At 62.5% G+C, this 26189-nt stretch carries 27 protein-coding genes; 12 read left to right on the top strand and 15 right to left on the bottom strand.

Annotated elements, in window-relative coordinates; translation table 11 throughout:
* Positions 1–5: 5 nt before the first annotated feature.
* Positions 6–1868, bottom strand: a complete 1863-nt coding sequence (locus HK22_RS08980; protein WP_086649010.1) for a Hint domain-containing protein — start codon at positions 1866–1868, stop codon at positions 6–8.
* A gap of 281 nt (positions 1869–2149) precedes the next feature.
* Between HK22_RS08980 and HK22_RS08975 the strand changes: the two genes are divergently transcribed.
* From HK22_RS08975 to purF, 3 genes are read left to right on the top strand one after another with little or no spacing between them, the layout of a single operon-like run.
* Positions 2150–2452, top strand: coding sequence for a hypothetical protein (locus HK22_RS08975; RefSeq protein WP_062030136.1), 303 nt, complete (start codon positions 2150–2152; stop codon positions 2450–2452).
* A 1-nt stretch (position 2453) separates the two neighbouring features.
* Positions 2454–3017: a CvpA family protein gene (locus tag HK22_RS08970; RefSeq protein WP_086649009.1), complete on the top strand. Its 564-nt coding sequence runs from the start codon at positions 2454–2456 to the stop codon at positions 3015–3017.
* A 25-nt stretch (positions 3018–3042) separates the two neighbouring features.
* The gene (gene purF, locus HK22_RS08965) at positions 3043–4482 is read left to right on the top strand and encodes an amidophosphoribosyltransferase (protein ID WP_077802325.1); all 1440 of its coding nucleotides are present in this window, start codon (positions 3043–3045) and stop codon (positions 4480–4482) included.
* Between the two features lie 72 nt (positions 4483–4554).
* Here the strand turns inward: purF and HK22_RS08960 are convergent, their stop codons facing one another.
* From HK22_RS08960 to HK22_RS08910, 12 genes are all read right to left on the bottom strand, one after another.
* Complete coding sequence (locus HK22_RS08960) at positions 4555–6771, bottom strand: histidine kinase dimerization/phosphoacceptor domain -containing protein (RefSeq protein WP_086649118.1); 2217 nt, start codon at positions 6769–6771, stop codon at positions 4555–4557.
* A gap of 228 nt (positions 6772–6999) precedes the next feature.
* Positions 7000–8499: a S10 family peptidase gene (locus HK22_RS08955; protein ID WP_086649008.1), complete on the bottom strand. Its 1500-nt coding sequence runs from the start codon at positions 8497–8499 to the stop codon at positions 7000–7002.
* A 119-nt stretch (positions 8500–8618) separates the two neighbouring features.
* Positions 8619–10022: a lyase family protein gene (locus HK22_RS08950; RefSeq protein WP_086649007.1), complete on the bottom strand. Its 1404-nt coding sequence runs from the start codon at positions 10020–10022 to the stop codon at positions 8619–8621.
* A gap of 126 nt (positions 10023–10148) precedes the next feature.
* On the bottom strand, positions 10149–11045 hold the full coding sequence (locus HK22_RS08945) for a DMT family transporter (protein ID WP_086649006.1): 897 nt from the start codon (positions 11043–11045) through the stop codon (positions 10149–10151).
* Between the two features lie 88 nt (positions 11046–11133).
* Entirely contained in the window at positions 11134–11415 is a 282-nt protein-coding gene (locus HK22_RS08940) for a hypothetical protein (RefSeq protein ID WP_062030124.1), read from the bottom strand.
* Entirely contained in the window at positions 11412–12155 is a 744-nt protein-coding gene (gene ccmI, locus HK22_RS08935; RefSeq protein ID WP_233142512.1) for a c-type cytochrome biogenesis protein CcmI, read from the bottom strand. Before ccmI ends, HK22_RS08940 begins: the two co-directional genes overlap by 4 nt.
* A 2-nt stretch (positions 12156–12157) precedes the next feature.
* Positions 12158–12628: a cytochrome c-type biogenesis protein gene (locus HK22_RS08930; protein ID WP_077802329.1), complete on the bottom strand. Its 471-nt coding sequence runs from the start codon at positions 12626–12628 to the stop codon at positions 12158–12160.
* Positions 12625–13179 carry a DsbE family thiol:disulfide interchange protein gene (locus HK22_RS08925; protein ID WP_062030120.1) on the bottom strand — a complete coding sequence of 185 codons (555 nt, stop codon included), beginning with the start codon at positions 13177–13179 and terminating at the stop codon, positions 12625–12627. The genes HK22_RS08930 and HK22_RS08925 overlap by 4 nt, the downstream gene beginning before the upstream one ends.
* 12 nt (positions 13180–13191) lie before the next feature.
* Positions 13192–15171 carry a heme lyase CcmF/NrfE family subunit gene (locus HK22_RS08920; RefSeq protein ID WP_086649005.1) on the bottom strand — a complete coding sequence of 660 codons (1980 nt, stop codon included), beginning with the start codon at positions 15169–15171 and terminating at the stop codon, positions 13192–13194.
* 7 nt (positions 15172–15178) lie between these two features.
* Positions 15179–15682, bottom strand: coding sequence for a cytochrome c maturation protein CcmE (ccmE, locus tag HK22_RS08915; protein WP_062030116.1), 504 nt, complete (start codon positions 15680–15682; stop codon positions 15179–15181).
* Complete coding sequence (locus HK22_RS15195; RefSeq protein ID WP_167315815.1) at positions 15679–15846, bottom strand: hypothetical protein; 168 nt, start codon at positions 15844–15846, stop codon at positions 15679–15681. Before HK22_RS15195 ends, ccmE begins: the two co-directional genes overlap by 4 nt.
* The gene (locus HK22_RS08910; RefSeq protein WP_062030193.1) at positions 15843–16604 is read right to left on the bottom strand and encodes a heme ABC transporter permease; all 762 of its coding nucleotides are present in this window, start codon (positions 16602–16604) and stop codon (positions 15843–15845) included. The genes HK22_RS15195 and HK22_RS08910 overlap by 4 nt, the downstream gene beginning before the upstream one ends.
* Before the next feature lie 210 nt (positions 16605–16814).
* Between HK22_RS08910 and HK22_RS08905 the strand changes: the two genes are divergently transcribed.
* Positions 16815–17234: an EVE domain-containing protein gene (locus HK22_RS08905; RefSeq protein WP_086649004.1), complete on the top strand. Its 420-nt coding sequence runs from the start codon at positions 16815–16817 to the stop codon at positions 17232–17234.
* On the opposite strand, the gene HK22_RS08900 is transcribed toward HK22_RS08905, so the two are convergent.
* Positions 17231–17749, bottom strand: coding sequence for a hypothetical protein (locus HK22_RS08900; RefSeq protein ID WP_086649003.1), 519 nt, complete (start codon positions 17747–17749; stop codon positions 17231–17233). The two genes, HK22_RS08905 and HK22_RS08900, sit on opposite strands and share 4 nt — an antisense overlap.
* Positions 17750–17903: 154 nt before the next feature.
* Between HK22_RS08900 and HK22_RS08895 the strand changes: the two genes are divergently transcribed.
* Both HK22_RS08895 and HK22_RS08890 read left to right on the top strand, forming a co-directional pair.
* Positions 17904–18743, top strand: a complete 840-nt coding sequence (locus tag HK22_RS08895; RefSeq protein WP_062030109.1) for an EcsC family protein — start codon at positions 17904–17906, stop codon at positions 18741–18743.
* A 27-nt stretch (positions 18744–18770) separates the two neighbouring features.
* Entirely contained in the window at positions 18771–19160 is a 390-nt protein-coding gene (locus tag HK22_RS08890; protein WP_086649002.1) for an MAPEG family protein, read from the top strand.
* On the opposite strand, the gene HK22_RS08885 is transcribed toward HK22_RS08890, so the two are convergent.
* Complete coding sequence (locus tag HK22_RS08885) at positions 19147–19350, bottom strand: hypothetical protein (protein WP_062108998.1); 204 nt, start codon at positions 19348–19350, stop codon at positions 19147–19149. The genes HK22_RS08890 and HK22_RS08885 overlap by 14 nt on opposite strands.
* Before the next feature lie 143 nt (positions 19351–19493).
* Between HK22_RS08885 and aat the strand changes: the two genes are divergently transcribed.
* The 6 genes from aat to HK22_RS08855 all read left to right on the top strand — a co-directional run bounded on the left by aat (position 19494) and on the right by HK22_RS08855 (position 26153).
* Entirely contained in the window at positions 19494–20171 is a 678-nt protein-coding gene (gene aat / locus HK22_RS08880; protein ID WP_062030191.1) for a leucyl/phenylalanyl-tRNA--protein transferase, read from the top strand.
* Positions 20168–21100, top strand: a complete 933-nt coding sequence (locus HK22_RS08875) for a hypothetical protein (RefSeq protein ID WP_086649001.1) — start codon at positions 20168–20170, stop codon at positions 21098–21100. Before aat ends, HK22_RS08875 begins: the two co-directional genes overlap by 4 nt.
* Positions 21097–21702: a hypothetical protein gene (locus tag HK22_RS08870; protein WP_086649000.1), complete on the top strand. Its 606-nt coding sequence runs from the start codon at positions 21097–21099 to the stop codon at positions 21700–21702. Before HK22_RS08875 ends, HK22_RS08870 begins: the two co-directional genes overlap by 4 nt.
* A gap of 165 nt (positions 21703–21867) precedes the next feature.
* Positions 21868–22263, top strand: a complete 396-nt coding sequence (locus tag HK22_RS08865; protein WP_062109003.1) for a hypothetical protein — start codon at positions 21868–21870, stop codon at positions 22261–22263.
* Between the two features lie 63 nt (positions 22264–22326).
* Entirely contained in the window at positions 22327–22830 is a 504-nt protein-coding gene (gene bcp / locus HK22_RS08860) for a thioredoxin-dependent thiol peroxidase (protein WP_086648999.1), read from the top strand.
* Positions 22831–22889: 59 nt separating this feature from the next.
* Positions 22890–26153 carry an AsmA-like C-terminal region-containing protein gene (locus tag HK22_RS08855; protein ID WP_086648998.1) on the top strand — a complete coding sequence of 1088 codons (3264 nt, stop codon included), beginning with the start codon at positions 22890–22892 and terminating at the stop codon, positions 26151–26153.
* The last annotated feature ends 36 nt before the right edge of the window (positions 26154–26189 follow it).

Raw genomic sequence — 26189 nt, 5'->3', positions numbered from 1 at the left:
GGATTTCAGGCCGCAGCGGCTGTCTGAGCTCCATGCGACAGAATATGGAGGCTCAGGATTCCTCCCGACGTTTTCAGCACGTTCCCAAGATCCAGTCGTGCATTGCCTGCGGTCCAGCGGACGTAGCTGCTTTCGACGCCCCACCAGCCGTCAGCATAAGGGTCTGACAGATGGCGGGACAGATGCTGTGTCTGTTCATCGCTCCAGACGGTAACGTCTCCCACCAGAACGCCCAGCATCCGGCGATCGTCCACGAAAGGTCCGATCCGGTCAGCCGGACGGGCTGCGGCGCTCAGGATGCGGACACTCTGGCAGCCTTCGGGCAGCATGAAGACGAACTGTTCGCCGTTGGTGCGAATGGGGTATAGAACCGTTCCATCTTCCAGAACGAGACGGGTTTCATCCGCGCTTTCCGTCAATGGAAGAGTTTGAGGGCCGGTGTAGCCAAGAGCCTGCGCACGCAGTGCGAGTGCTGCGAAAATCGGTTCGACATGCGAGCGGTCGGTGACCAGCGGTGCGGCTGCGTCCTTTTCCCAGCTCAGGGCATGCAAACGCTCGATCTGATATCCCTGCATGAGGGCATCTGGACGATGGCCGACATCCATGAAGCTTTCTGACAGCGCGCCGTTTGCAGTCAGGATGGCGTGCTTTTCGGTTTCGAGGTGATAATAGTCATATTCGGTGATGGAGTGGTCATAGGCGATGGTCATGCCGTTGACGAGCATCCGCACGGGAATGAAGGTGCCTTCGAGCATCATGCAGTGCTCCGGCGTCACCAGAAGATCGCGGCTTGGAATGCCATCTGCCAGAGCATCCGCGCGGATGCGGACGGGCACAGCGTCCATGTCCGCCAGACCGGTGGTGCCGACTGTCGTATGGGCATGCCCGACGCGCAGTATCGTCTGGCTGTGGAGGTCTCCGTTTTCGCAAACCGTAACCTGATCTCCGGCCTGCAGGGTCTCGATTGCGCGTTCGCCGTCGGGGGTGAGAATCATGGATCCAGCCAGATAGCAGATCTGTCCATTATACCCGGTCGCCCCACCGACGACGCTCCAGCTTCCGTTCGTGTTCTGAACGATTTTCGGTGTGCCGGGGGTGGAGTTGGGGCCGAAAGAGACGTTCGAGAGCGTGATGCCGTTATTGTATTGGTCGAAGGCAATTTTCAGCGTGTAGGTGCCGTTGCTGTTGGCAACGAATGTCGCGCTGATGGGAGGCGATCCGCCGTGGCCGACAGTGATGACCGAAGCGGCATCGTAGCCCGTGATCGGGGTGGAGACTGTCTGGTTGTAGTCGGCCAGAAGCAGCTGGTTCGGAGAACCGTCCACGGCGTCGCGGCCAAACACGATCCTTCCGCCAGCCGTGGCGTTGTTGACGTACAGGGACGCGCCATTCTGAAGAACCGTTGTCAGGGAGGAGCCCATCTGGAACTGGGCGTTGGTGCTGCCCAGAGTTGTATGATCCAGAATCAGCATTCCGGTGCCGCCGACACTGTTGCTGCTGATTGAAATGGACGGGTTGCCCGAAATCTGGAGGGTGCCATTGATGGTCGGATTGCTACCGAGATTGACGGCACTTGGGGTGTCAACAATCATCGTTCCGTCCTGCGCAACGGTCAGGCTGTTGGCATAAAATGCCGTAGCGCTGGGCGTGGCGGACGTTGCGGTGACGTTGAGTGTGGCATTGCTGCCGACCTTTAAGGTGGTGATCTGTGTTGCGTTGGCCTGCGCGACATTGATTGTCACCGCGCTTCCGTCGGGCTTTCCGGCCAGGACGTCCACCCATCCTTTATTGGGAGGAGCCACACCTTCGCTCCAGTTTGCCGCTGCGAACCAGTCGCCGTTTACACCGCCAATCCAGTAGTTCGTCATCTCATGATGTCCTGATGGTGTCAGGAGCGAGAGGAAGGAGTTCCACACCTGACCTGTTGAGCATTTTCTCACGAAAAGAGTTAATTATTGGATGATGCGGGTTCAAGATCACGCATATTTCAAAAAAGAAAACATCAATGACAAATCATCACGGCAATATTTGTTCTGAAATGTGTTCCTGTGCCGGAATAAATATTTTTTCAGGAAAACCGTCCGCAGTATGCCCCGGAAAAGCGCAGCGACGGCTTGCCTGACATCGGTCTTCCGCTCATCATGTCGTGATGACACCACAGGAAAAATCAGTTCCATTCCGTAAGAATCGAAAAGTAACGAAGCTTTCGCAGCGTCTGGGAGTTTCGAGTGCGGCCTGTGTTCTTGATGTCATGATCAACGACCGGCCTGCTCTGGTACGCGACAGCGCAGCGTTTATTGTGTTGCTGGAGAAAATCTGGAAAGCGCGGGACGTCGAGGCCGGATTGGTCTGGGCGGAGATCGAGGAGCGCATCCGCCTGGCGGACGAGTTGCGCGTTGGTGGAATACGTCCCTACAAGGGGGGCCGTTTTCGTTCGACGAAGCTGCCGTGACATGCCGCCCCTGCCAGACCTTTCCCATATCACGCCTGCCGATCTGACCCGTCTCGATCTCGTCGCTCTGGGCATCATGGCGCTTTCGGCCCTCTGGGGGCTGACGCGTGGTTTTGCAACCGAACTTGCCGGACTGCTGGCATGGGTCGGGGCGATCGTTCTGACCTACCGGTTTCATGGACTGCTTGAACCCTATCTGGCGCCCTACCTCCATCAGGCTGCGCTGGCCGGAAGTGCGAGTACAGCAATTCTGTTCGTTGTCGTGCTGCTGGTTTTCACCATGATCGGTGCCAGGGTGGGGGCTGCGGCGCGGGGTGTTCTGTTCGGGGGCGTAGACCGCATTCTGGGGGCCGTGTTCGGTGTGGCGCGGGGTTATGTGGCCCTGATCGTCCTTTATCTGCTGGCAGGCTCTTTTTTTGGCTCGTGGATGTCCTATGTGATGCAGGGAAGCCTCATCGGCCCTTACATTGCCGCCGGGGCGACCCATCTGACAGGTTATCTGCCTCATTTCCTGCAACCGCATCTTGCGTCTGAGGTCACAAGCGGCCATGAGGCGTCCTTGTGAAACCAGTCCGGAAAGGCCGCGCCGCATGACCCAGTCCGACAGTCTCAACCGCCCCTATGAAGAATGCGGGGTTTTTGGCGTCTGGGGTGTGCCTGATGCATCGGCCCTGACAGCCCTGGGCCTGCACGCCCTCCAGCATCGTGGACAGGAAGCTGCGGGTATCGTCAGTTTCGATGGCGAACGATTCCACCAGCACAAGGGTCTGGGTCTGGTGGGCGATGTGTTCGGAGACAGCCGCGTCATGGCGACGTTGCCCGGCACGGTCGCCATCGGCCACAACCGTTACGCCACGACGGGTGGAACGCATGTCCGTAACGTTCAGCCGCTTTATGCCGATTATGAGTTCGGTGGTCTGGCGGTTGCGCATAATGGCAACCTGACGAATTCCGCGACGCTCAAGCAGGCGCTGGTCAAGCGGGGATGCATTTTCCATTCCTCGACGGATACGGAAGTCTTCATCCATCTGATCGCCATTTCGCTCTATACGACCGTGCTCGACCGCTTCATTGATGCGGTCAAACAGGTCAAGGGTGCCTATTCGCTGATTACGCTGACCCCCGATGACGGTCTGATTGGCATGCGCGATCCGCTCGGTGTGCGTCCGCTCGTTCTGGGCCGGATGCCGGGTCATGAGCAGGGCAATGGTGGCTGGGTTCTGGCCAGCGAGACCTGTGCGCTGGACATCATCGGGGCGGATTATGTCCGCGACATCGAACCGGGCGAGATTGTCGTCATCAACAATGACGGTCTGCGCTCGCTGCGTCCTTTCGGGGATCAGGGCGGCCGGTTCTGTGTGTTCGAATACATCTACTTCGCGCGGCCTGATTCCGTGCTTGAAGGCCAGCCGGTCTATGAAGCACGCCGCCAGATCGGTTGCGAACTGGCACGGGAAAGCGCAGTCGAGGCCGATGTTGTGGTGCCAGTGCCGGATTCCGGTGTGCCGTCCGCGATTGGCTATGCGGCGGAAAGTGGTATTCCGTTCGAACTCGGTATCATCCGCAACCACTATGTGGGTCGGACCTTCATTGAACCGACCGACCAGATCCGCAATCTCGGCGTGAAGATGAAGCACTCGGCCAACCGGCCGGTTCTGGCTGGCAAGCGCGTCATTCTGGTGGATGACTCGATCGTCCGTGGCACGACGTCGCGCAAGATTGTGGACATGGTCCGTGCCGCGGGGGCGACGGAAGTGCATATGCGCATCACGTCTCCGCCGACGAAACATGCCTGCTTCTATGGCATTGATACGCCTGAAGAGAGCAAGCTGATGGCTGCGACCCATACGCTTGAGGAAATGGCGCGGGCGATCGGTGTGGATAGTCTGGCGTTTGTCAGCTTCGACGGGCTCTACCGTGCGCTGGGCCATGCGAACCGTGCCGAGGGTGCGCGCCGTTATTGCGACGCCTGCTTCACCGGGGATTATCCGATCCAGCTGGTGGACAAGGAAGGCAATCTCGTCGCGTAACCCGCTGACGGCGACGTGTTGTGAGAAAGGCGCCCGACCTGCTGGTCTGGCGCCTTTTTTGTTGGGTGGTGTTCAGGGATATGGATAGGGCGTCTGTGAGGACGTGTCCCTGGGACGGGGCTGCGTTTCCGTAGGGAGCAGAGAGTCCAGAGGCAGTGTCATGACAGCTTCCAGCCCCGGATTCAGCGTCGTGTAGGTCAGGGTGCCGGCAAGGCTGCTGACGACGGCATTCATCATGCGTGTCCCGAACCCCGTTCCCTTGAGCTGGGGGGTGCATTCACCCTGATCCGAGACCGTCAGAACCAGTCGGGTGCCCGCCTGGGCCAGTCCGACATACAGCGGCCCGGCATGGCCGCTATAGGCGTATTTGCTGGTGTTGATGATCAGTTCCGTCAGGATCAGGCCGATATTGATGGCGCGGTCTGCGGCAATCATGATCGGGAAGAGAGAGAGATGCATCTGGTCGTGCCAGCCCTCACCCAGTGACGTGCACAGTTCCTCCATTAACTCTTCGATATACCGGCCCAGATCCACGACGCCGACATGTTCGTCACGATACAGGCGACGGTGCACGAGCCCGATGGCGGCGATCCGGTGCTGGGCTTCCTTCAGGGCGGTGGTGGTGTCGTCATTTGATGCGCTGCGGGCCTGAAGTTTGAGGAAGGATGCGACCATCTGAAGCGAGTTCTGGACGCGGTGATTGACCTCACGGATCAGGAAGTCCTTCTGGCGCAGCAGGTCTTCGCGTTCCTCCAGCGTGGCGGCGAGGGTCGCGTTGAGTTCGCGGAGCTGCTGGGTCTGGTCGTCCGCAATCAGGACGCGACGCAGGCGGCGGGCGGCCTGTTTCTGCTCGCCGGTCCAGCGGGTGCTGTGCCCGCGGATGGTCTGCTCCCATGTTCTGAAAGACGTGCGCGGGCGCAGGATGCCGTCGCTGTCTGCATCGTCTTTGTGGGGATTTCCGGCCCATTCGATCGTCTGGATGATTTCGACCCGGCTCCAGAGGAGACAGATGGGCGTGCGGAGCGGGAGTGTGATGGCCAGGAGCCCGGCGCAGCGTTCAGGCCAGTCGGCTGCCGGGGGATAATCCCGGCCCAGCAGGGCGCTGCTGAAGATGCCGCCATGGTTGCCCGCTCTCAGCCAGTCATGCAGCTGGTGAAGGCTTTTCGTATCGGGAAGTATGCCGGTTGCACTGATGGTTTCGTCACTGATGACCGCAAAGCCGTTGCAGGGAAAGAGGGCCTGCAACTCGTTGATGCAACTGCGAAGATTGTTTTCTAGCGGACGGCGCACGTCGAAATGGGACGTGACGGATTCCATCGCGTTGCGCAGGCGCAGACGCTCCTGATAGGTGACCAGCTCTTCCTTGTTCCGCAACTGGCGGGACATGACGCCGGCCAGAGTCCGGCAGGCGGCTCGGATGTCTTCGGGCAGAGGTTTCGGAGACGAATTATGGCAGGCGATCAGCCCCCACAGCACGCCATCGACGACCAGCGAGACGGAGGCCGAGGCCCGGACGCCCATATTGGCCATGTACTGAAGGTGGATCGGCGAGACGCTGCGGAGCTGGACGTCGCTGAGATTGAGGCCCGCAAGTCCGGCGTCGGATGGACGGATGGGGGCGGCTTCGTAGGTGATGTCCGGGATAACGCGGATGCGGTTGCGGACATAGAGAGCCCGGGCCTGCGTGGGGATGTCGCTGGCCGGGAAATGGTGGTTCATCAGGGACGGGAAGGTGTCGTTACGACTTTCGCCCACAACGCGGCCCGTGCCGTCTTCCATGAAGCGATAGACCAGAACGCGGTCAAAGCCGGTGACGCGCTGAAAGATCGTTGCACCATGACGACAGACGGACGCGATATCCGGGCAGCGTTCAAAACGGTCTGCCGTCCTGTCGATCTCGCCAAAAATATCCCAAGTAAGCAGATTGTGGGACTCGATGGGTTCAAGTTCGACGAGAAAATGCGTGTCCTGGGCGTGACAGACGACGCTGAAGGTCTCGCCTGCGAGCCCTGAAATCCGAAGATCGGACAGGGAGACATGTCTTGCGTCTTCAAAGCGCCCGGTCGGGACGTCCAAGATGCTCGCGAGATTACGTCCAAGCCAGTCGGGGGTCAGGCGGCCTTCGATGTCTCCCGCGCCGCCAAGCACGGTGAGGCTCGCGATGTCGGCAATCAGCAGAAGGCCATGCGGCTGAATGGCATCCGGCCGCTGAATGGGCTCCCGGTCACAGGAGGTTGTGACGGCATGTTCCAGCGAATAGCCCGGCTCCGAGCCCGCCTGACGCTGCACCGTCAAGCGGCGGTCCGCCTGAGGGAGGAAGAGACTGCCTGCCGGGCAGACGGTCTCCAGTGCGCCGAGGCAGTTTGAAAAGCGTCTGACATGAAAGGCTCCCTGTTAGAGGCGGCCTTCTCAGTAGGGAGAGGCCCGGTCAGGTGAGGTCCAGAAGTTACTCTGTGCATTATCTGTTCCTCACCGTCGGCTGTCAATTTATGACATTGTATTTCAGGTTTGGATATTTCAGGGCTGGCGACCGTCTGCCTGGATCCAGGATGCCACATCGGCTGAGAGGGCATGGCGGCTGGCCGGGCGCGTGTAGAGCATATGACCACCCTGATAGAGATGCAGCGACACGCGGTCGGCGCCGACCGTCAGGTGATCCTTCATCCAGCGCGCGGTCGCGAACGGGCAGGCGACGTCATAATAGCCATTCGCCACGAAGACGCGCAGTCCCGGATCGAGGGCCAGAAGGCGGTTCAGAACCGGGATCTGATGGATCGGCGACGGGCCGCCTGAGCTCCACTTCCAGCTTCCGTTCACCTTGAAAGACAGCAGATCGTAGGTCAGGGGTGTCTTGAATCCCAGATCGTTCGCGGCATAGCCCGAGAAGGCGTTGCCATAGGCGCGGCCAAAGCCGAACAGCGTCGGATCGGGGCTTTCGTCGAGACCATCGGCCGAGGGGTCGGCGATGGACTGCGTGAAGTCGTACAGTCCGTACAGGCGACCGTTGCGGGACATGATGTCATGCGAGCCGATGGCCGGGATGCCGTGCTGACGGGCTATCACGTCCTGCGGGAGGCCGGTGCGCTGGGCGATCTCGGCATAGAGGGCCTGACCTTCGCTGCCGGACGGTAGCTTTCCGGCGATCTTTGGCAGGTAGGTGCTCAGGGACCACTGATAGGCGTCTTCAGCCGTTTTTTCCGTCACGTTCGGGCTCTGATGCGCGGCGATGAGGCTCGGCATCATGAGAGCTGCGGAAAGCGGATTTTCGTCCGAATCCAGCAGGGGCATCTCGATGGCCGGGGAGATCATCACGATGCCGTTGAGCAGGATGCCCTGTTCCATCTGAAGCGCATTCGCGACCTGGATGGAGCGGATGCCGCCATAGCTTTCGCCTACGAGATAATGCGGCGAGGCTTCACGACCATTCGCTGCCGTCCACAGGCCGATGGCCTTGGCAAAGGTGCTGGCATCCTGTTTGACGCCATAGAACTGGTCTCCGGCCTTGGCCGTATCGGTGGGGCGGGAATAGCCCGTGCCCACGGCGTCGATGAAGACCATGTCGGTGACGGGGAGCCAGCTGTCGGGGTTGTCACCCATCGTGGCGTGCGTGCCGTCCGTCGGGTCCTTGGCAGGCATGGTCAGGGCCTTGGGGCCTGCAGCACCGAGGTTCAGATAGGCCGTGGCCGCGCCCGGTCCGCCGTTGAAGAAATACGAGACCGGACGGGTGCCAGCCGGGACGCCATCCTTCGTGTAGGACACGTAGAACATGCGGGCCGTGGGTTTGCCGTCAGGGCCGCGCAGGATGAGCGTGCCGGCATGGGCAGTGTAGGCGATGCCGTTCAGATGATGCTGCGTGACGGAATCCGCCGGGAGCAGGGCGGGTTCGCCCGTGAAGGCGTCGGTTGCCTTGCCGGCTTCGAGCTTGCTGGCGTCGGTCTTGGGGGCATCGGCCGCCGCAGCCGTACAGACGGGGGAGAGGAGCGTTAAAGCGAGCAGGGCTGCGCGGCGGGTCATCATCTGACGGGCATCTCCGGGAAAAAAGCAGAAGAGTCCGCCGTATCAGTCCTGAGACGTAACGGCCATCGCTTCCGCATGAAGTTTTCGTCATGCGGAAGCAGTTTGAAGCTGGCGTTCAATCAGGTTCCGGGGAGCGTGATGTTGGGGCGCAGCATCAGGCGCGGATCGGCGACGCGGTCATACTCTTCGGATGTCATAAAGCCCAGTTCCAGCGCGGCTTCACGCGGGCTCAGATCCTTTTCCATGGCGTGATGCGCGACTTGTGCGGCGCGGTCGTAGCCGATGGCTGGCGAAAGGGCCGTGACGAGGACCAGAGAGCGTTCCAGGTCCTGTTTCAGCTTGTCCGTATTGGCTTTCGTGCCTTCGACGAGGAAGCGGCGGAAGTTTTCCGAGCCGTCATGCAGAAGGGTGATGCCCTGCATGATGTTATGGATCATGAGCGGCTTGTAGACATTCATGTCCAGCATGCCCGCAGCCCCGCCCAGGCCTACCGCAACATCATTGCTCATGACCTGAAGGGCGAGCATGGCCAGCGCCTCGGCCTGCGTCGGGTTGATCTTGCCCGGCATGATCGACGATCCCGGCTCATTCTCCGGCAGGTGCAGTTCGCCCAGACCGGCGCGTGGTCCGCAGGCGAGCAGGCGGACGTCATTGGCGATCTTGAAGAGGCTGCCCGCCGTCGTGCGCAGCGCACCCGACAGATGCACCAGCGCGTCATGCGCGCCCTGAAGTGCGAACTTGTTCTCGCCAGCCGTGAAGCCGAGGCCCGTCAGGCGGGCAATTTCCGCGCAGGCGCGGCGGTCGAAGCCTTCATCCGTGCTCACACCCGTGCCGAGTGCCGTGCCGCCGAGGGCGAGCGGGAACAGACCGTCGCGGGCCTGTTCCAGACGGACGATATTGTCCGTCAGCATCCCGGCATAGCCGTGCCATTCCTGACCCAGCGTGATGGGCACGGCATCCTGAAGATGCGTGCGGCCGACCTTGACCAGATCGCGCCACTCCTCTGCTTTGGCGGCCATGGCGTCACGCAGGCGCGTCAGGGCCGGGATCAGGCGACGATGCGTGCCGAGGACGGCCGCGATATGCATGGCGGTCGGGAAGTTGCAGTTGGTGGACTGCGACATGTTGACGTGATCGTTCGGGTGCAGCGGCGTCTTGCTGCCCAGCGGATTGCCGGTGATCTGGCAGCCACGGTTCGCGATGACCTCGTTGACGTTCATGTTGAACTGCGTGCCCGAGCCCGTCATCCAGACATGAAGCGGGAACATCCGGTCATGCTCGCCCTTCGTGATCTCGTCGCAGACCGTATGGATCAGATCCGCGCGCTCCTGAGACAGACGGCCGCTTGCGGCATTGGCCGTGGCGCAGGCGCGCTTCATGATCGCATAGGCCTCGATCATTTCACGCGGCATCAGTTCGCGGCCGATGCTGAAATATTTCAGGGAGCGCTGGGTCTGGGCCCCCCACAGCACATCGTCAGCGACTTCGATCGGGCCCATGCCATCGGTTTCGGTACGGCTCATTGTCTGTTTTCGGCTTTCCTGCGGGTGATCCGGCTCATTTCACGAGGGAAATTATCGCACAATCGCCGCAAGACAAAGGAAGACAGCCATAGAAAATCAGGATGCCGTCACAGCGAGGAAACGGCTTCAGGATTCCACGATCTGAGCGACCAGGTGGCGGCCATAGGTATTGGTCAGGATCACGCCGGCCATGACGATTGCGCCGCCGATCAGGGTGCGTAGGGACGGGATTTCGCCAGTGAGGAAATAGGCCAGAACCATCGTCACGGGTGGCAGCAGGTAAAGCAGGGCTGCACCGCGTGAGGCGCCGAGATGCCCGATGACGAAACCCCAGGCGGCATAGCCGAACGCCGCCGGGAAAATCCCGAGTTCCAGCACAGCCGCCTGTCCCTGCCATGAGGCATGGGAGAAATTCGTGAGGCCCTGCGGCAGCCAGGGAGTAAGGAAAATCGCACCGGAAATCAGGACATAGGCGATTGTCGGCAGGGCGCCGTAGCGGCGGATCAGGCCTTTCTGGAGGATCGTGTAAAACGCCGCGCAGACGGCCGCGCCAAACACCAGTGTGGCGCCGGAACCAAAGGAAAGACCGCCGCTTTGTCCTTTGGCGATCATGGCGACGCCACTGAAGCTCAGGATCGACCCGGCCCAGCCCCAGCGGGACATGCGCTCGCCAAGGAATGCCATGGCCAGAAGCCCGGCCATCAGGGGCGCTGCGCTGATAAGAAGGCTGGCCGCTCCGGACGAGACGGTCACTTCCCCGCAGTTGAACAGGATGTTGTAGAGCATGATCCCGATCATGCCGCAGGCGAGGATCTGCGGGATATCGGATGTCAGGGGGCGGGCGGGGCGTTTCCAGAAAAGCCAGAGAGCCGCCATGACAGCCGCGACGGCGTAGCGTAATGCGGCCAGAGGTACGGGCGCGAAATCATGCAAGGCAATCCGGACGACGGGATAGGCGCTCGCCCAGGACAGGATGGCCACGGCGACGAAAAAGGGCAGGGAACGTCCGGAAGATTGGGTCATTCCTGCCCATTAGCAGGAATGTTCCGGATCCGGGAAGAGTGTCGGAAGCGGGATGGCCGGATCGTACCGCGCCGGGCACCCCGAGCCTTTATTTCAGCCAGCGATCGCCGCTGAAACGGTTGTGGGAAAAGAGAAAACCAGCAACCAGCCCGATGGCGGCGAACATGATGGTCCAGAGCGAAATCGGCAGGAGCAGGGTGGAAACCGCCGAAAGCAGGACCATTCCGGCAAAGGCGCAGACGGCGGATTCGAGGAGCCGTGGGCCGTAATGACGTTCAGCACCGCAATGTGGGCATTTCTCCGATGTCGGACGCATGGGTTTGCGACAGACGGGGCACAGCGCGATGGCGTTGGCTTCGGGTTTTCTCACTGACCGTTATTCTCCTGATGTTCGCCAACCGCGATACGGGCTTCCACGGCCATACGCCAGGGCGCATCGGCCGGTGCCGCGGCCAGGGCGCGGCGATAGAGGTCGAGGCTTTCGGCAGAAATATGGCTGCCGTTACGACTTTCAAGCTCGGCGAGACGAATGGCAAGCTCGGGCTCGAAATGGGCGTCGAGGGCAGCTTTCCAGTCCCGGATCGCATCTTCCGTCAGACCGGACTTGGCCTCGACCTCTCCTAACATGAAGTGTCCGGTCGCATAAGTCGATGACGTGGCAGGAATCATGGCGACTTCGGTCTGAAGTTTATGAATTGTTTCCAGACCCTTCGCGTCTGGTCCCGTCTGACGCCCGCTCAGCGGCTGGGGCGGGAGGGACGGGTGTCCATTAACGATATAGAGCGCAAAAGCCAGTACCGGGATACTAAGTCCGACCGCCAGAACAGGAAGAATCCGGCTGCGCTTTGCGGGTTCAGCCGAAAGATCCTCAACGGCGGCTTCTCCGTCAGTGGCCAGAAGGCGTCGCTGAACTTCAAGGCGGGCGGCGTGGTATTCTTCATCATTGATGAGTGCGAGGGCGTGATCGCGCTCCAGATCACCAAGCTGTCCACGATACAGCGTCAGGGCAGAGTCGCGGGCGTTCACGCGGCGACGCAGGGTCCGTAGGCCCAGAAATGCGGGGCACAGGGCCACCGCGGCGATAATCAGGATTCCCAACCAGAACAACAAGACTACTCCCGGCCCGAAAGGGCATCCAGACGCGCGCGCTCGTCATCCGTGAGCGGCGCAGGCGTGGCGATGACGCGGCGTCTGGCCGTACGCCATGCAATGACAAGTCCGGCCACCAGCGCGAGCGCCGGCATCAGCCAGAGCAGGGCGGTGGACCATGAAAACTGTGGGGCCAGACGGATGAATTCGCCGTAGCGTTCGGTCATCCAGTCCATGATCTGCTGATCGCTTTTGCCTGCCGCGACCTGTTCGCGGACAACCTTGCGCAGATCGCGGGCGAGGGGAGCGCTGCTGTCCTCGATGCTCTCGTTCTGACAGACCAGACAGCGCAGATGGGCGCCGATGGCTTCGGCGCGTTTTTCCTGCGCCGGGTTGGACAGCATTTCGGCGGGATCGTCCACGGCAAGGGCTACGCCGCCGCCGATCAGGCCAACCGCAAGCAGCAGGGCCGGAAAACGTCTGGAGGCCTTCATAATCCGGCCAGCCTTGGGCGGATTTCCGCCTCGTAGATCTGCGGGTCGAGGGCAGCGCTGCCGTGCCAGATGATGCGGCCGCCTGGGGCAACCAGAAAGCTCTCGGGCACGCCGGTTACGCCCCAGTCGATGGCCACGCGGCCATGCCGGTCTGAGGCGACGCGGGCGTAAGGCGAGCCGTCGCGCTGGATGAAGGCACTGGCGTTTTCGGGCTTGTCCTCATAGGCGATGCCCCAGATCGGCATGTTGCGCGAAATGGCGCGCAGGCCGGGCATTTCCGCCACGCAGGGAATGCACCATGAGGCGAAGAAATTGACCAGAACCGGGCGGTGCTGGGCTTTGAGTTCGGCATCCGTGAAGCCGTCCCCAAGGCCGGGGAGGCCCGGCATGGCGAAGCTCGGGATGGGTTTGCCAACATTGGGGTTCTTGATCGCGCGCGGGTCGAAGGCGCCGCTGCGCATGTCGCTCAGCATCCGCCAGAACCCGACGCCCAGAACGCCTGCGCCGATAATGGGCACGGCCGTGAGGATGCCTCGTCGTGTTACGCTCATGTCCGTTTCTCCTCAGGCGCGGGCCATGTTGCGGGCAGCGGCACGCTTGGGGGCGCCAATCCGCATCCGGCGGTCGGAGAGCGAGAATGCGCCGCCGATGGCCATGACCAGTCCGCCCAGCCACATCCAGGGCGCGAGCGGATTGCGGTGCAGGCGCAGGACATAGGTCGTGTCCTTGCCCGTACCGTGCCGGTCACCGACCACGCCGTACAGGTCGGTGATGAAATTGGTGTGGATGGCGACTTCGGTCGTGGTCTGGCTCTGCGTCGTGAAGTCGCGCTTTTCAGGATGCAGGATGGTCACGAGTTTGCCGTTGTGACGGATGGCGATGTCGGCCTGCATGGCCTTGTAGTTCGGGCCGATATAGTCGTGCACATCGAGAAGAGTCCAGTCGTCCCCGGCCAGAGAGCGCGTTTCGCCGATATGGACTTCGACAATGGCGTGCTCGGCCTGAGACATGCCGCACAGCCCAAGGATGGTGATGCCTGCGCCGATATGGGCGAGCGCTGCACCCCAGCTTGAACGCGGCAGGTTCTTCATGCGCTCCCATACGCCCTGGGCGGACGTATGGCCGATGCCAATCCGGCGCAGCACGTCCGACATGGAAGCCGCGATGACCCAGACGGCCAGCGCGCCGCATGCGATGGGCAGGATGCCGGAAAGCTTCCAGAAGCACAGGGCCAGCCCGATCGCGGCAATGCCGGCGGCGGCATAGAGATGCGAGAATGTCCGGGCGAGTTGCGCGCGTTTCCAGGGCAGGGCGGTGCCGATGCCCATGGCCAGCAGAAGCGGCAGGGTCAGCGGGATCGTGGCGGCGTCAAAGAACGGCTTGCCGACGGAAATGGTGCGCCCGGCCAGAAGCTGCATGAAGGGCGGGTACATCGTGCCCGTCACGACGACGGCGCAGATCGAGCACAGCAGGATGTTGTTCAGGACCAGCGAGCCTTCACGCGAGACCGGCGAGAACAGGCCTGTCGAGGTGAGGGAGGGCGCGCGCCACGCAAACAGAGCGAGCGAGCCGCCGATGACGATGGCGAGCAGGGCGAGGATGAACACGCCGCGGGCGGGATCGTTGGCAAAGGCATGGACCGAGTTCAGGATGCCAGAGCGGACAAGGAACGTGCCGGACAGGGAGAATGAGAAGGTCGCGATGGCTAGCAGGACCGTCCAGATCTTCAGGCCCTCGCGCTTTTCCACGACGATGGCGGAATGCACGAGGGCCGTACCCGTCAGCCATGGAATGAGGGAGGCGTTTTCCACCGGGTCCCAGAACCAGTAGCCGCCCCAGCCCAGCACATAATAGGACCACCACGAACCGAGTGCGATGCCGCAGGTCAGGAAGCACCAGGCGGCCACGGCCCAGGGACGGACCCAGCGGCCCCATGCGGCATCGACACGGCCTTCGATCAGGGCGGCGACGGCGAAGGCGAAGGGAACGGCGAAACCGACATAGCCGGTGTAGAGAATGGGGGGATGGAAGGCGAGGCCCGGGTCCTGAAGGAGCGGGTTCATGCCCTGACCGTCCATTGGAGCGGGGAAGACGCGCTCAAATGGATCTGACGTCAGGAGGCAGAACATCTGGAATCCGGCGGAGACGCCGCCGAGAATGGCCAGAACGCGCCCGCGCAAGATATCCGGCAGGTTGCGGCCGAACAGTGAGACCGCCCCGCCGCAGACAGCGAGGATCAGCGTCCAGAGCAGTACAGAGCCTTCATGGTTTCCCCAGACGCCCGTGATTTTATACAGCAGCGGCTTGGAGACGGCGGAGTTCGCCGCAACGTTCTGGACCGAGAAATCGTCGCTGACGGCGCACATTACGAGGCACAGGAACGAATAGCCCAGCGCAAGCAACTGCGAGACCGCGAGATAGGGCGCAAGCCCCACGAGGCGCGCGTCGCGGCGGCTGGCGCCCCAGAGCGGGACGGCGAACTGCACGAGGGCGAGCACGCAGGCGAGGGCCAGGGCGAAATGGCCCTGTTCTGGTCCGAACATCAGGCGATCAGCCCCCTGCTTTCTTTGCGGTCATGGTGTCCCAGCTCGACGCGTCCGGCGCTTTGCCGAAGCGCGGGTCCCATTTGCCGGTACGCTTGAGTTCGTCCGCGACTTCCTTGGGCATGTAGGTCTCGTCATGCTTGGCGAGGACTTCGCTGGCGGTGAAGCCACCGTCTTTCTGGACGGTGCCGAGGGCGACAACGCTCTGTCCTTCGCGGAACAGGTCGGGGAGGATTCCGGTGTAATGGACCTCGACCGCGGCCTGTCCGTCCGTCACCTGAAAGGCGTTCACGGGGGTGCCGTTTTCGTTGATGCGATGCAGGCTGCCGGCCATGACCATGCCGCCGAGGCGGATGGTGCGATCGGGTGAGGGCGGACTGGCCTTCACCTGCGATGGCGCCATGAAAAAGACGATGTTGGACGAAAAGGCCCGCAGCGTCAGGGCGGCGGCGGAGCCGACACAGGCCAGACAGGCAATGACGATCCAGAGACGACGGGTCTTGCGGGTCATGAGGCTGACCTTTCACGACGGCGGGCATGGCCTTCGACGGCGGCCAGACGGGCCTTGGACTTCCGAAGGCGCAGGGCGGCACCAACACCGAGGACAAGGGAGCAGCCCAGCGTCAGGGCATAGGAGGCCGCGATATACGGCCAGTGGTTCGGGAGATGCATCATGCTGCTTGACTGTCCCTGCGGTCGAGACGCGAACGGGCCATCATCTGGCGTGCGCGGCTTTCATGGATGGCGGCGCTGAGCCGGGTGAAAATGACGGCCGCAACACCGAGTGTGAAGCCGATCGTGCAGATCAGCAGCGGCCAGAGCATCATCATGGACATGGTGGGTGCGCCGGTCAGGGTGATGCTGTCGGGCTGGTGCAGGGTGTTCCACCACTGGACGCTGAACTTGATGATCGGAAGGTCGATGACGCCGGCCAGAGCGAGGATCGCGGCGGCGCGCTGGCCGCGGGCAGGCTCATCGAAGGCGCGGATCAGGGCGATATGGCCGAGATACAGGAAGAACAGCACCAGCATGGATGTCAGGCGCGCGTCCCAGACCCACCAGGTGCCCCACATCGGCTCACCCCACAGCGAGCCCGTAATCAGGCACAAAGCGGCGGCGCAGGCGCCGACGGGTCCGATTTCAATGGCGGCCAGATCGGCCAGCGGGTGTCGCCAGACCAGCGAAAGCACGCCGCAGGCTGCAAGCCCGAGGTAGCAGGACGATGCCAGCCAGGCCATCGGAACATGCACATACATGATGCGCACGGTGTCGCCCTGCTGCCAGTCGGCCGGGGCGATGAACAGCCCCCAGATGACGCCGACCACGAGAAACACGATCGCGCCAGCCGTCAGCCAAGGCAGCAGCGTGCGCGCCAGACGCAGGAACTGCCCCGGATTGGCATAGCGATGGAGCAGGTTGGGGGTAGGGCGCACTGGGACACGGACCTCGGCAGAGTGGCAACGCGGCGATGGGTTCCCCGCGACAGGTTCCCCATTGAAATAGTCCGAAGCAATCATATTCGGAAGAGGCGCGTTGTCCCATTGTTCCGATCACTGTTATCACGTTTCACGGAATTGAGCGCTAAATGCCCCAGGGCGGCCCCGAGGCAGCCCTTGGGGCGGCCTTTGTGGCGGGAGTGAGAGATGGCTTTCTGGCTGGTGAAATCGGAACCCGAGGCATTCTCGTGGGCGCAGCAGGTCCAGAACGGCGTCGAGCCGTGGACGGGGGTGCGCAACTATCAGGCGCGCAACAACCTCTCGGCCATGAAAAACGGCGATCTGGCGTTTTTCTATCATTCCGTCAGCGAAAAACGGATTGTGGGCGTGGTGCAAGTCGTGCGGGAGGCCTATCCGGACCCGACTGCGGACGATCCGCGCTGGGTCTGTGTGGATGTGAAGGCGATGGGGGCTTTGAGCCGTCCCGTCAGCCTCGCCGAGATCAAGGCTGACCCGGCTCTGGCGGACATGGCGCTGCTCAAACAGTCCAGACTGTCCGTAGCACCGGTGACGGAGGAGGAGTTCCGTCACCTGACGCAGATCGGGGGGTGGGTGCGTCTTTCTTAATGAATGGGAGAGGCGTCGCCGTTCACGAGGATGTTCGTCTGGCCATTGACCGGATGACCGGCATAGCTCGTCGGTGAGTCTTCATCTTCATAAGGCGACTGCACGGGCGCGTTGAACTTTACCGGCATGCCGAACAGGGAGAAATGGGACGGCAGGTTGTTGGGGCCGTTGGTTTTCTGCTGCGCGTTCGGGCCGGGCATGCCGACTGGAAGATGCGTCCGCACCCGGTCGCTGTAGCTGGCGAGGGCGGTTTCCGAGTCTTCCACTTCCGTATAGCCGTGCGGCGGGGGCGGAGCGCCTTCATCGGGGAGCGCGGCCTGCTGGGCCGGAGTCAGCGGCTTTGCCGGTGCGCCGACGATCTGTCCGGCAGTCGGCCCCATCTGCGGCAGGTTGGCGGTCCCGTGAGAGGCGTGATGGCGGGGGTGGGCCTGGGCGGCAAAAGCCGAGGAACCGGCCGGAACGAGGAGGCTGACGGCCAGCGGAGCAGACAGGATCCAGCGCGATAATGCGGTCATTGGTATAATTCTCCTCACCCCGACGGTGCTCGTCCGGATAGTTGGCCCGGGTAGTCTTATGGCGCCGATATCCCCATGATGGTGCCATGTTAGGATATGAAACCTGCTATCCGGTAAACGGTTTCGGGTCTTACGAACAGGAGTTTTGATCGTCATGACCTCAGTGAATGACACGCAGCTTCCGACCAGCAAATTCGCCTCGGCGGCGCTGGACGGGGATTCCCTGGCACAGCTTCAGTCGGTCCTTGAAAAGGTGGAGCAGGGCCGTGGGGTTCTCGTGCGGCTGGCCGACCTGATGGGTGGCGCGGTCGGACAGGCCACGCGACTCGGCATGCAGGGACTCGGACTGGCCCCGGCGGTGCAGGAAAAATTCCACAAGACGGCGGAAATGGCCATCGAACGTGCATTCCGCGTGGCTGTTCTGGGTATTGACAACGATGCGCCCGCCCCGCGTGATCCCATGCGTGAGAACCTGGGGCAGGCCGCGGTTGCCGTCTCCGGTGCGCTGGGTGGTTTCGGGGGGATTTTTGGTCTTGCGCCGGATGTCGGCTTCACGACGCTGGCCATCATGCGCGAAATCGCCCGCATCGCCCGCGAGGAAGGCGAGGATCTGCGCAACGAGGATACGCGCCGGGCGTGTCTGGAAGTCTTTGCGCTGCGTAGTTTCCCGGCGCGTCAGAGCGACGAGGAAGGTGAACTGGGTTTCTTCTCGGCGCGTGCGCTGCTGCGGGGACGCCCCATCGTGATGCTGATGGCGGAAGTGGCGTCGCATTACGGAATCGGCCTGTCGCGCAAGTTCGCGTTGCAGATGGTGCCGGTGGCGGGGGCTTTGTGCGGGGCGTCGCTCAACACGGCATTTCTGGCGCATTACCGGGCGCTGGCGCGGGCCCATTTCACAATCCGTCGTCTGGAACGCACCCATGGGCTGGCCGTTAAGGAGGCTGCTGCCGACCTGCGTGCAGGGGGAATGGGCACATCTGAAACATTTTCCTGATTTTCAGGATTTCCCGGAGAAACGCCCATGCCGATCGGTCTTGTCTGGCTTGGATGGACACTGGTGCTGGCGTTCGTTCAGCTCTTCCTGACCGCTGCCGCCTGCCGCCAGCAGGACGGGCTGCAATGGGCGAGCAGCAACCGTGACGGGGAACCTCCCCGTTACACCGGGATGGCGGCGCGGCTGAAACGTGCGCAGGCCAATCTGGCGGAGACGCTACCGATTTTCATCGGCGCCGTCCTGCTGTCCTGGGTCTCGGGCCGTTACAGCCCGCTGACGGGCTGGGGGGGCGGGATCTATTTTCTGATGCGGGCAATCTATATCCCGGCCTATGCCTTGGGATGGGGTGCGATCCGCAGTCTGATCTGGGGCATTTCAATGGCTGGTTTGATGCTTGTGCTGATCAGTCTGCTGTGAAGGAGGCCTCGGTCAGGGACGGGGGAGGCTTGCCCTCACGCATCATCCACAGGTCTATGAGGGCCGAGATGACCAGACAGGTCGCGCTGACTTTGGCCAGAACCATCATCAGGCCGTGTGTTTCGGGCATCAGCAGGCGCAGGACGCCGAGTATGACGAGAATGATGGCGTAAATGAAGGCAAGCGGCACTGGCGGTCTCCCTATGGCATGCCACCCTTATCATGGTCGCTGGCCGTACGGCCATGATTTCGCGCGGCAGGCTCCATGGCGGGGGCTTCACGCACGTGGTCTGCGACGCCGCGGTTCAGGAAACGGGTAAAGACTGTGTCATCATGGACGAGATAACGCCGGACCTGCTGCTTCAGGCCTATGCCTCGGGAATTTTTCCCATGGCCCCGGACGCGGAAAGCGCGGAACTGACATGGTATCTGCCTGAAGAACGCGGGATCATGCCGCTGGACGGGATGCATGTTCCGAAAAAGCTCATGCGTCTCGTGATGTCGGGCAGGATGACGGTGACGGCGGACCGGGCGTTCGATGACGTCATGCTCGCCTGTGCCGAAGCTGCTCCGGGGCGCGAGACGACATGGATCAGCGCGCGCATCCGACATCTTTATGGTGTCCTGCACCGTCAGGGAAACGCCCATTCCATTGAAGTCTGGGACGGTGAGGCGCTGGTGGGTGGCCTGTATGGTGTGTCGCTGCGGGGGGCTTTTTTCGGCGAGAGCATGTTTTCGCGGGAACGTGATGCTTCTAAGGTGGCGCTGGTCCATCTTGTCGCAGGGCTGCGACAGGGGCGATACACGCTGCTGGATACGCAATACACCACGCCCCATCTGACGGGGTTGGGTGGGATCGGGATTCCGGCGGAGGATTATCAGTCCCTGCTTCATCAGGCGCTGACCGTGCGTGCGGTCTGGCCTGACGATTTCAGCCTTCAGGCCCTGCGTGAATCCATCGCGTCCCTGCGTTCGCTTCCCGGGCGCGCGCCTGCCGGAGATCCGCCATGACTGTTTTCACGCGCTCCCTCCTCATGTCTGTCGCGCCGTTCGGGCTGCTGGCGGCCGGGTTGTCTCTGGCGGGCCCCGCCCGTGCAGACGACCATCCACGTCTGACGCCGACGCGGGATGTTACGGTGGTGTATGAGCTTTCCACGCCGTCGAGCACGGCGAAAGGCCATCCCGATACCGTCCGGGTAGCGTTCTCGGGCGCGGGAGACCTGTTGCGGATCGATTCGCAGGATGGCAACGGGGTGACGATTCTTGATCGTCCGGCGCAGCAGGTCACGCTCGTAATGATGAAGCAGCAGGTCTATACGCGCCTTCATCCGAGCCACGGTCTGCACAATCCGTTCATGCTCGACCTGGACATGCAGTATAAGGCCGCCGGTCATGACACCGTGGCGGGCGTGGCGTGCGACCGCTGGACCATCCAGAGCAGCCACGGTAAGGCCAGCGCCTGCGTGACGCAGGATGGCGTCATCCTGGCGGAAAACGGCGTGGATGCGGACGGGGTGGAAGGCTCCATAAAGGCGCTTTCGGTGTCCTATCAGGACATTCCGTCCTCCACGTTCGAGCCTCCGGCAGGGTTTCATGTACTGGAGCCGAAAATGCGTCCGGCCCATCAGAGCCAGGCGGGCAGTGCGACGCCCTCTCCGGTGCCTGAGGCGTCGGGTACTGATGCCGGCTCGGAGATGAAGACGACCACGCATGAGGCTGCGGCCCCCGATGTGTCAGATTCCGATACGCCCGTGATCGGAGACAGGGATACGCCCGCCCCGGCCACGACAACGCCGGGTGCGCATACGACATTACTACCGGGGCAGAGTGCTCAGCCCGATACGACGCAGCCTTCCGTTTCCAATGATTCTTCAGGGGATGGCTCCGTGTCCGCGCCGGATCAACCGCCGAGTGGCCCGGCCAATGGAAATCGCAAATGAGACTGACGGTGTTGCGTGCAGCGGGAACGGCGGTCTGTGTGCTGATGGGGGCTGTGGTCGGATTTTCAGCAAAGGCGGACGTTGCAGCCTCCCCTCCGCTTCAGGCGCAGGCCCCGCTCGTGACGCCGCTGCATGATGCCGATATCGACTATGTCCTGACGGGCCCTGCCGGGCAGCATCTGCATCAGCGGATGCGCTGGACGTCCACGTCGTGGCGGCAGCGGATCGAGCCCGAAGGGTCGGCCACGGTCATGCTGACGGATTATCACACCCATATTCTGATGGTGCTGGACGGGACGAAGCGCACGGCCACGGTCATGCCTGCGCCGGGCGGGAGCTTTGCGGCCCCCGGGACTCCCGCCGCCGGATCATGGCGCAGAATGGGGCAGGGCCGGATCGCCGGGGAAGCCTGCACGATCTGGGAAAGCACGGACACCGACCGCCATCCGACCACCTTCTGTTACACGGAGGACGGGTTGATGCTGGGGGCGGTTCATGACGGAAAGCCGGTCGTGGAAGCGGTTTCGGTCAGTCGTTCTCCGCAGCCGCTGGAGGTTTTCGACCCGCCGCCGGGTTATCGCCGGGTCGAGTCGCCGCGCTGAGCCGGAGGCTCCGGGATGGGGCCGGTGTCTGTTACAATTTGTCCGGCTCCTGCCATGATTGGCGCCTCTTGCTGCCATTTTCAGCGGGCATGATCTTTCTCATGGACGGAAAAGCCTGTTTTTGACCGGCTCTTCCGGACCACGTGTTTCGAGGAGAAAGATGCCATGCGTCGCATCACACGTGCAGTTCTTATGGCCGCTCCGCTGCTGATCGGTTCCGCAATCGTCCCGAATGCTGTCGTGCCGCAGGCACAGGCTCACTGGCATGGGGGCGGGCCGGGATATGGTCCGGGCTACGGTCGCGGTTATGGATATGGTGGCCCTCCCGGCGGTGGGCGCGGTGGCTGGCATGGCGGGTATCACAACCATTCCGGCGCCATTGTTGGCGGCATTCTGGGTGGTCTGGCTCTGGGCGCCGTAGGCGGTGCCCTTCTGGCCCAGCCCTATGCTCCGCCGCCTCCGCCGCCACAGGTGGTCTATGCTCCGCCGCCGGTCGTCTATGCGCCTCCGCCACGGGTGGTTTACGGGCCGCCCCCTGTTGTGATGTATCCGGGATACTGATCCCGGAATACTGAACGGTTTTCGTCCGGTTTGCCTTGATCGGATCGGACGGGTCGGGCAATCATGCCGCTTATGACCGTTTCTTCACAGAATACAGACCTACAACCGGGCGACCGGGCGCCAGATTTTACGCTTCCCGCTTCCGCCGGGCGGACTGTCAGCAGTGCCGCACTGAGCGGGAAGCCTTATCTGCTGTATTTCTATCCGAAAGCAGACACACCCGGCTGTACGACGCAGGCCTGTGGTCTTCAGGACGTTCTGCCCGAATTTGATGCCGAGGGTCTGACGATCATCGGTGTGAGCCCGGACCCTGTGGCGAAAATTGAGAAATTCTCCACCAAATATGGTCTCAAGTTCCCGCTGGCTTCGGACGAGGACCATGCCGTCGCTGAGGCTTACGGAACCTGGGTTGAGAAATCCATGTATGGCCGGACCTATATGGGGATGGAGCGCAGTTCCTTTCTGGTGGATGGCCAGGGCGTCATCCGTAACGTGTGGCGGAAGGTAAAACCTGCTGCACATGCCGCTCTGGTGGCGGAGGCTTCCCGGAACCTTCCGGAAGCCTGAGGGCTTACACCCCCAACTCTCACGAGGGAGACAGGCCGGAAACGCGCCGATGACCGTCTATGGCCGTCCACGACTTCCCGCTTCCTCCTCGCAGGCGTCTGCATCCGTTCTGCCCGGGGCCGCATATGCCGCGACACTGGCATGTGGCGCGCTGGGCCGCGCTGATCTGCGTGACGCCGGTCGCGCTCGCGGCTGCGACAGGCAGCGTGTTCCTGTGGAAACTGGCCCATGGCCCCGTGGATATCACGCGCGTCTCTCATCTCGTGGAGCCGGTCTCGATTGCGGCGGGCAAACGTCCCGGACATCCGGCTGGCCGCCTGAGCTGGGACAGGCTCTGGATCCAGTGGCAGCCGAGCGCGGGCGGTGTTCCGGCCGGGCTGGTGCTGATGGCGCGTGGACTGAAAGTCACCCGGTTTGACAATCTGGTGGCAGAACGCGCGACTGAGGCCGATGCTGTTCTCTCGCTGAGTGCGCTTTTTGAAGGCGTGATTGCGCCTCGGACCCTGCGTCTTGAAGGCGCCACTCTGGCCCTGCGCCGTCTGCCAGACGGCGATGTGGACATGGATCTGCCGGAGCAGAAACGGGGTGGCCGGGGCGTGCCGACACGGCTCGACCGTCTGCGGGCCGTAGATGTCCATCATGTGTCCATCACCTTTGCCGGGCTTCCAAAGGACCGGACCGCTGTGATCGGAGACGTGGACATGAAAGCGCGCCGGATCCGGGTGGCGCCGCATTCACGGGATTTCGTCTGGGTCGGGTCCGGGCATACCACGATTGCGCTCGACGGTTTCCGCACCACCCTGACGGCGCAGGCGCGCCAGGTCGGGCATAACGGTGTGCTGCATCTGGAGGCGACGCCCTTTGAGCCGGCACAGCTCGGGGTTTTCAACCCCGTGGCTGCGGACTGGCACGTTCCCGTGTCCATCGGGGCGGATGCGGTCTTTGTGCCGCAGGGCATGGATGCGTTGCCGTCGGAACTGACGCTGAACCTGTCTCTCGGGGAGGGGAAGGTTTTTCAGAAAACCGCCGATCCGCTCCACCTTCATGCGGGACAGGCGCGTGTGCATCTGCAGATGGACCGTCCGGGGCTGAAGGGTGGCGCGCGGCTCGACGTGCCGTCAGCAACGCTGGACGTGGCGGATACCAACGGTGAGCTGACCCATCTGCAGGCTTCAGCCGGTGTCAGGCTGGACAATCTGCTCAGGCCGAACGTTCTGGATGGCGACGCGGAGGCCGGGCTGGATACGATCCGTTTTGCAACGCTGGGGTCCATCTGGCCCGCAACGATCGTCAAGGGTGGCCGCCGCTGGGTTTCAAAGAACATTACGGATGGGAACGGGCGGGATCTTCACGTCAAAGCCCATCTGCACAGCGATCATGGCCTGGACAGGATCCTGCCGACTTCCGTCGAGGGAAAGCTGACGGGACATGGCCTGACAGTCCACTGGCTGCGTCCTGTTCCTCCGGCCACAGGGCTTGATGCGTCCCTGCATTTTGATGGTCCGGAAACGCTCGTTATTGATCTGAGCCATGGTGTCCAGCCCACAGATGTGAAGCAGAACGTGCTGCTGCCCGAGGGGGAAATTCGGATTGGCAAGCTCTACGCCAAGGACCAGACGGGCGATATTTCCACGCATCTGACGGGGTCTCTGGCGGCGTTCATGTCCGCTCTGGCGCATCCGAGGCTGCATCTGCTGTCGCGGCATCCGCTGCCGTTCACACAGCCCGCGGGCATGGTGGACGCGCATGTCCGCATGACGCTGCCGCTTGTGGCGCATATTCCGGACGGGGCGCTGCATGTCTGGACGCAGGCTGCGTTCTCGGGCGTGCATCTGGGTAATGTCCTGATGGGGCGTGCGGTGGATGGCACTGCGGGCAGGATGTCCGCCACCGAGGACGCGCTGGACCTCACGGGAGACGGCCAGCTTGCGGGGATTCCCACGCATGTCGTCCTGCACGAGAATTTCCGGGGCGGGGCGCCGTCGCGCGTGTTGCAGACGATTGATGCGCGCTCGGTTCTGGACCCACAGTCTGTGGCCAAGGCGCGGATCGCGCCGGTGGGGCTGTTTGATGGCCATGCGGTCCTGAATGCGCATTTCGTGCAGCAGGCCAACGAGGCGTCTGATCTGAAACTGTCGCTGGACATGGCCCAGGCCGCTCTGAGCGTGCCGATCTGGGCCAAGCCGCTGGGTGAGCCTGCGACGGCCATGGTGCATATCGCGTTTCAGAACGGGAAAATGTCGGCTCTGGACGGCTTGCAGGCGCACGGGACTGATCTTTCCGTGGCGGGCAGGGGCGTCACACGTGCAGGCAAGCTGACCGGGATCGTGCTGGAAGGTTTCCGTATCGGGCGGACGCAGGGAGATGCACGCATTGCCCTGCCGCAGAGTGCGGAACAGCCGGTCGGCGTGACGGTCGATGCCGATCCGCTGGATCTGGCGCCGATGTTCGCGCCGCATCCAGCGGTGGCGGATACCGGATCGCAGGGCGGACCGGGCGGGAAAAGCGCGTCCATGGGCGACAGCTGGTCCATCGCGCTGAACGCGCCGCATGTCTATTATGGTCCGAAGGCGCAGGTGGGGGGTGTCGTCTCGCAGATCGAACTGCGCAACGGACATCTGACATCGGGGCGGTTTGCGCTGGATGCGCCGACCCGGGTGCGGGCGGTTCTGGACGATACGGGGCGTGAGCATCCGTTCGTGCTGGATATCGACAATCTGGGCCTGCTGCTGAAAAATCTGGGGCTGTATGATCGTATCCAGGGCGGGAAGACGCATCTGGAAGGGGTTTTTACGCCGGACGAAACCAGCGTGCGGAAGGTTCCGGAAGGGCGGAGTGCGAAGTCGGCGGGTCTGTGGGGAGGCCTGCCGCCGTTCCGGGGGCATGTGGACATGGGACCGTCGGAGTTCCTGAGGCCGCCGCTGACGCTGACGGCAGTCTCCGACCTCTCACCGCTGCACTGGCTGACCAATCATCTGGACCGCTTCGAGATCAGCCACCTCTCCACGCGGCTCAGTCTGGCGGGGAACATGCTGGTGCTGCATGACGGGGTGATTGGCAATCAGGCGCTGGGCGCCACGATGGAAGGGCCGATTGATCTGAAGACGTCCGGACTGAACCTCAACGGGACGATCGTGCCGGTTTTCGGGCTGAATGCGCTTCCGGGAAAGCTGCCGGTTCTGGGGCATCTGATGGCCCCCGAAAAGGGCGGCGGACTGCTTGCGGCGACGTTTGAGCTGCATGGAACGGTTGAAAAACCCGATCTGTCGGTCAATCCGCTGTCGATGCTGTTGCCGGGCGTTCTGCGGCGTATTCTGCATTAAGAGAGCGGTCAGGGATTATCCTGACGGGCCGGACGT

This window comes from Gluconobacter sp. DsW_056 (assembly GCF_002153595.1).
In the GTDB taxonomy this organism is placed as follows: domain Bacteria; phylum Pseudomonadota; class Alphaproteobacteria; order Acetobacterales; family Acetobacteraceae; genus Gluconobacter; species Gluconobacter albidus.
Note: the sequence above shows the minus strand (reverse complement) of the source record. Positions and strands in the feature narration are given on the sequence as shown.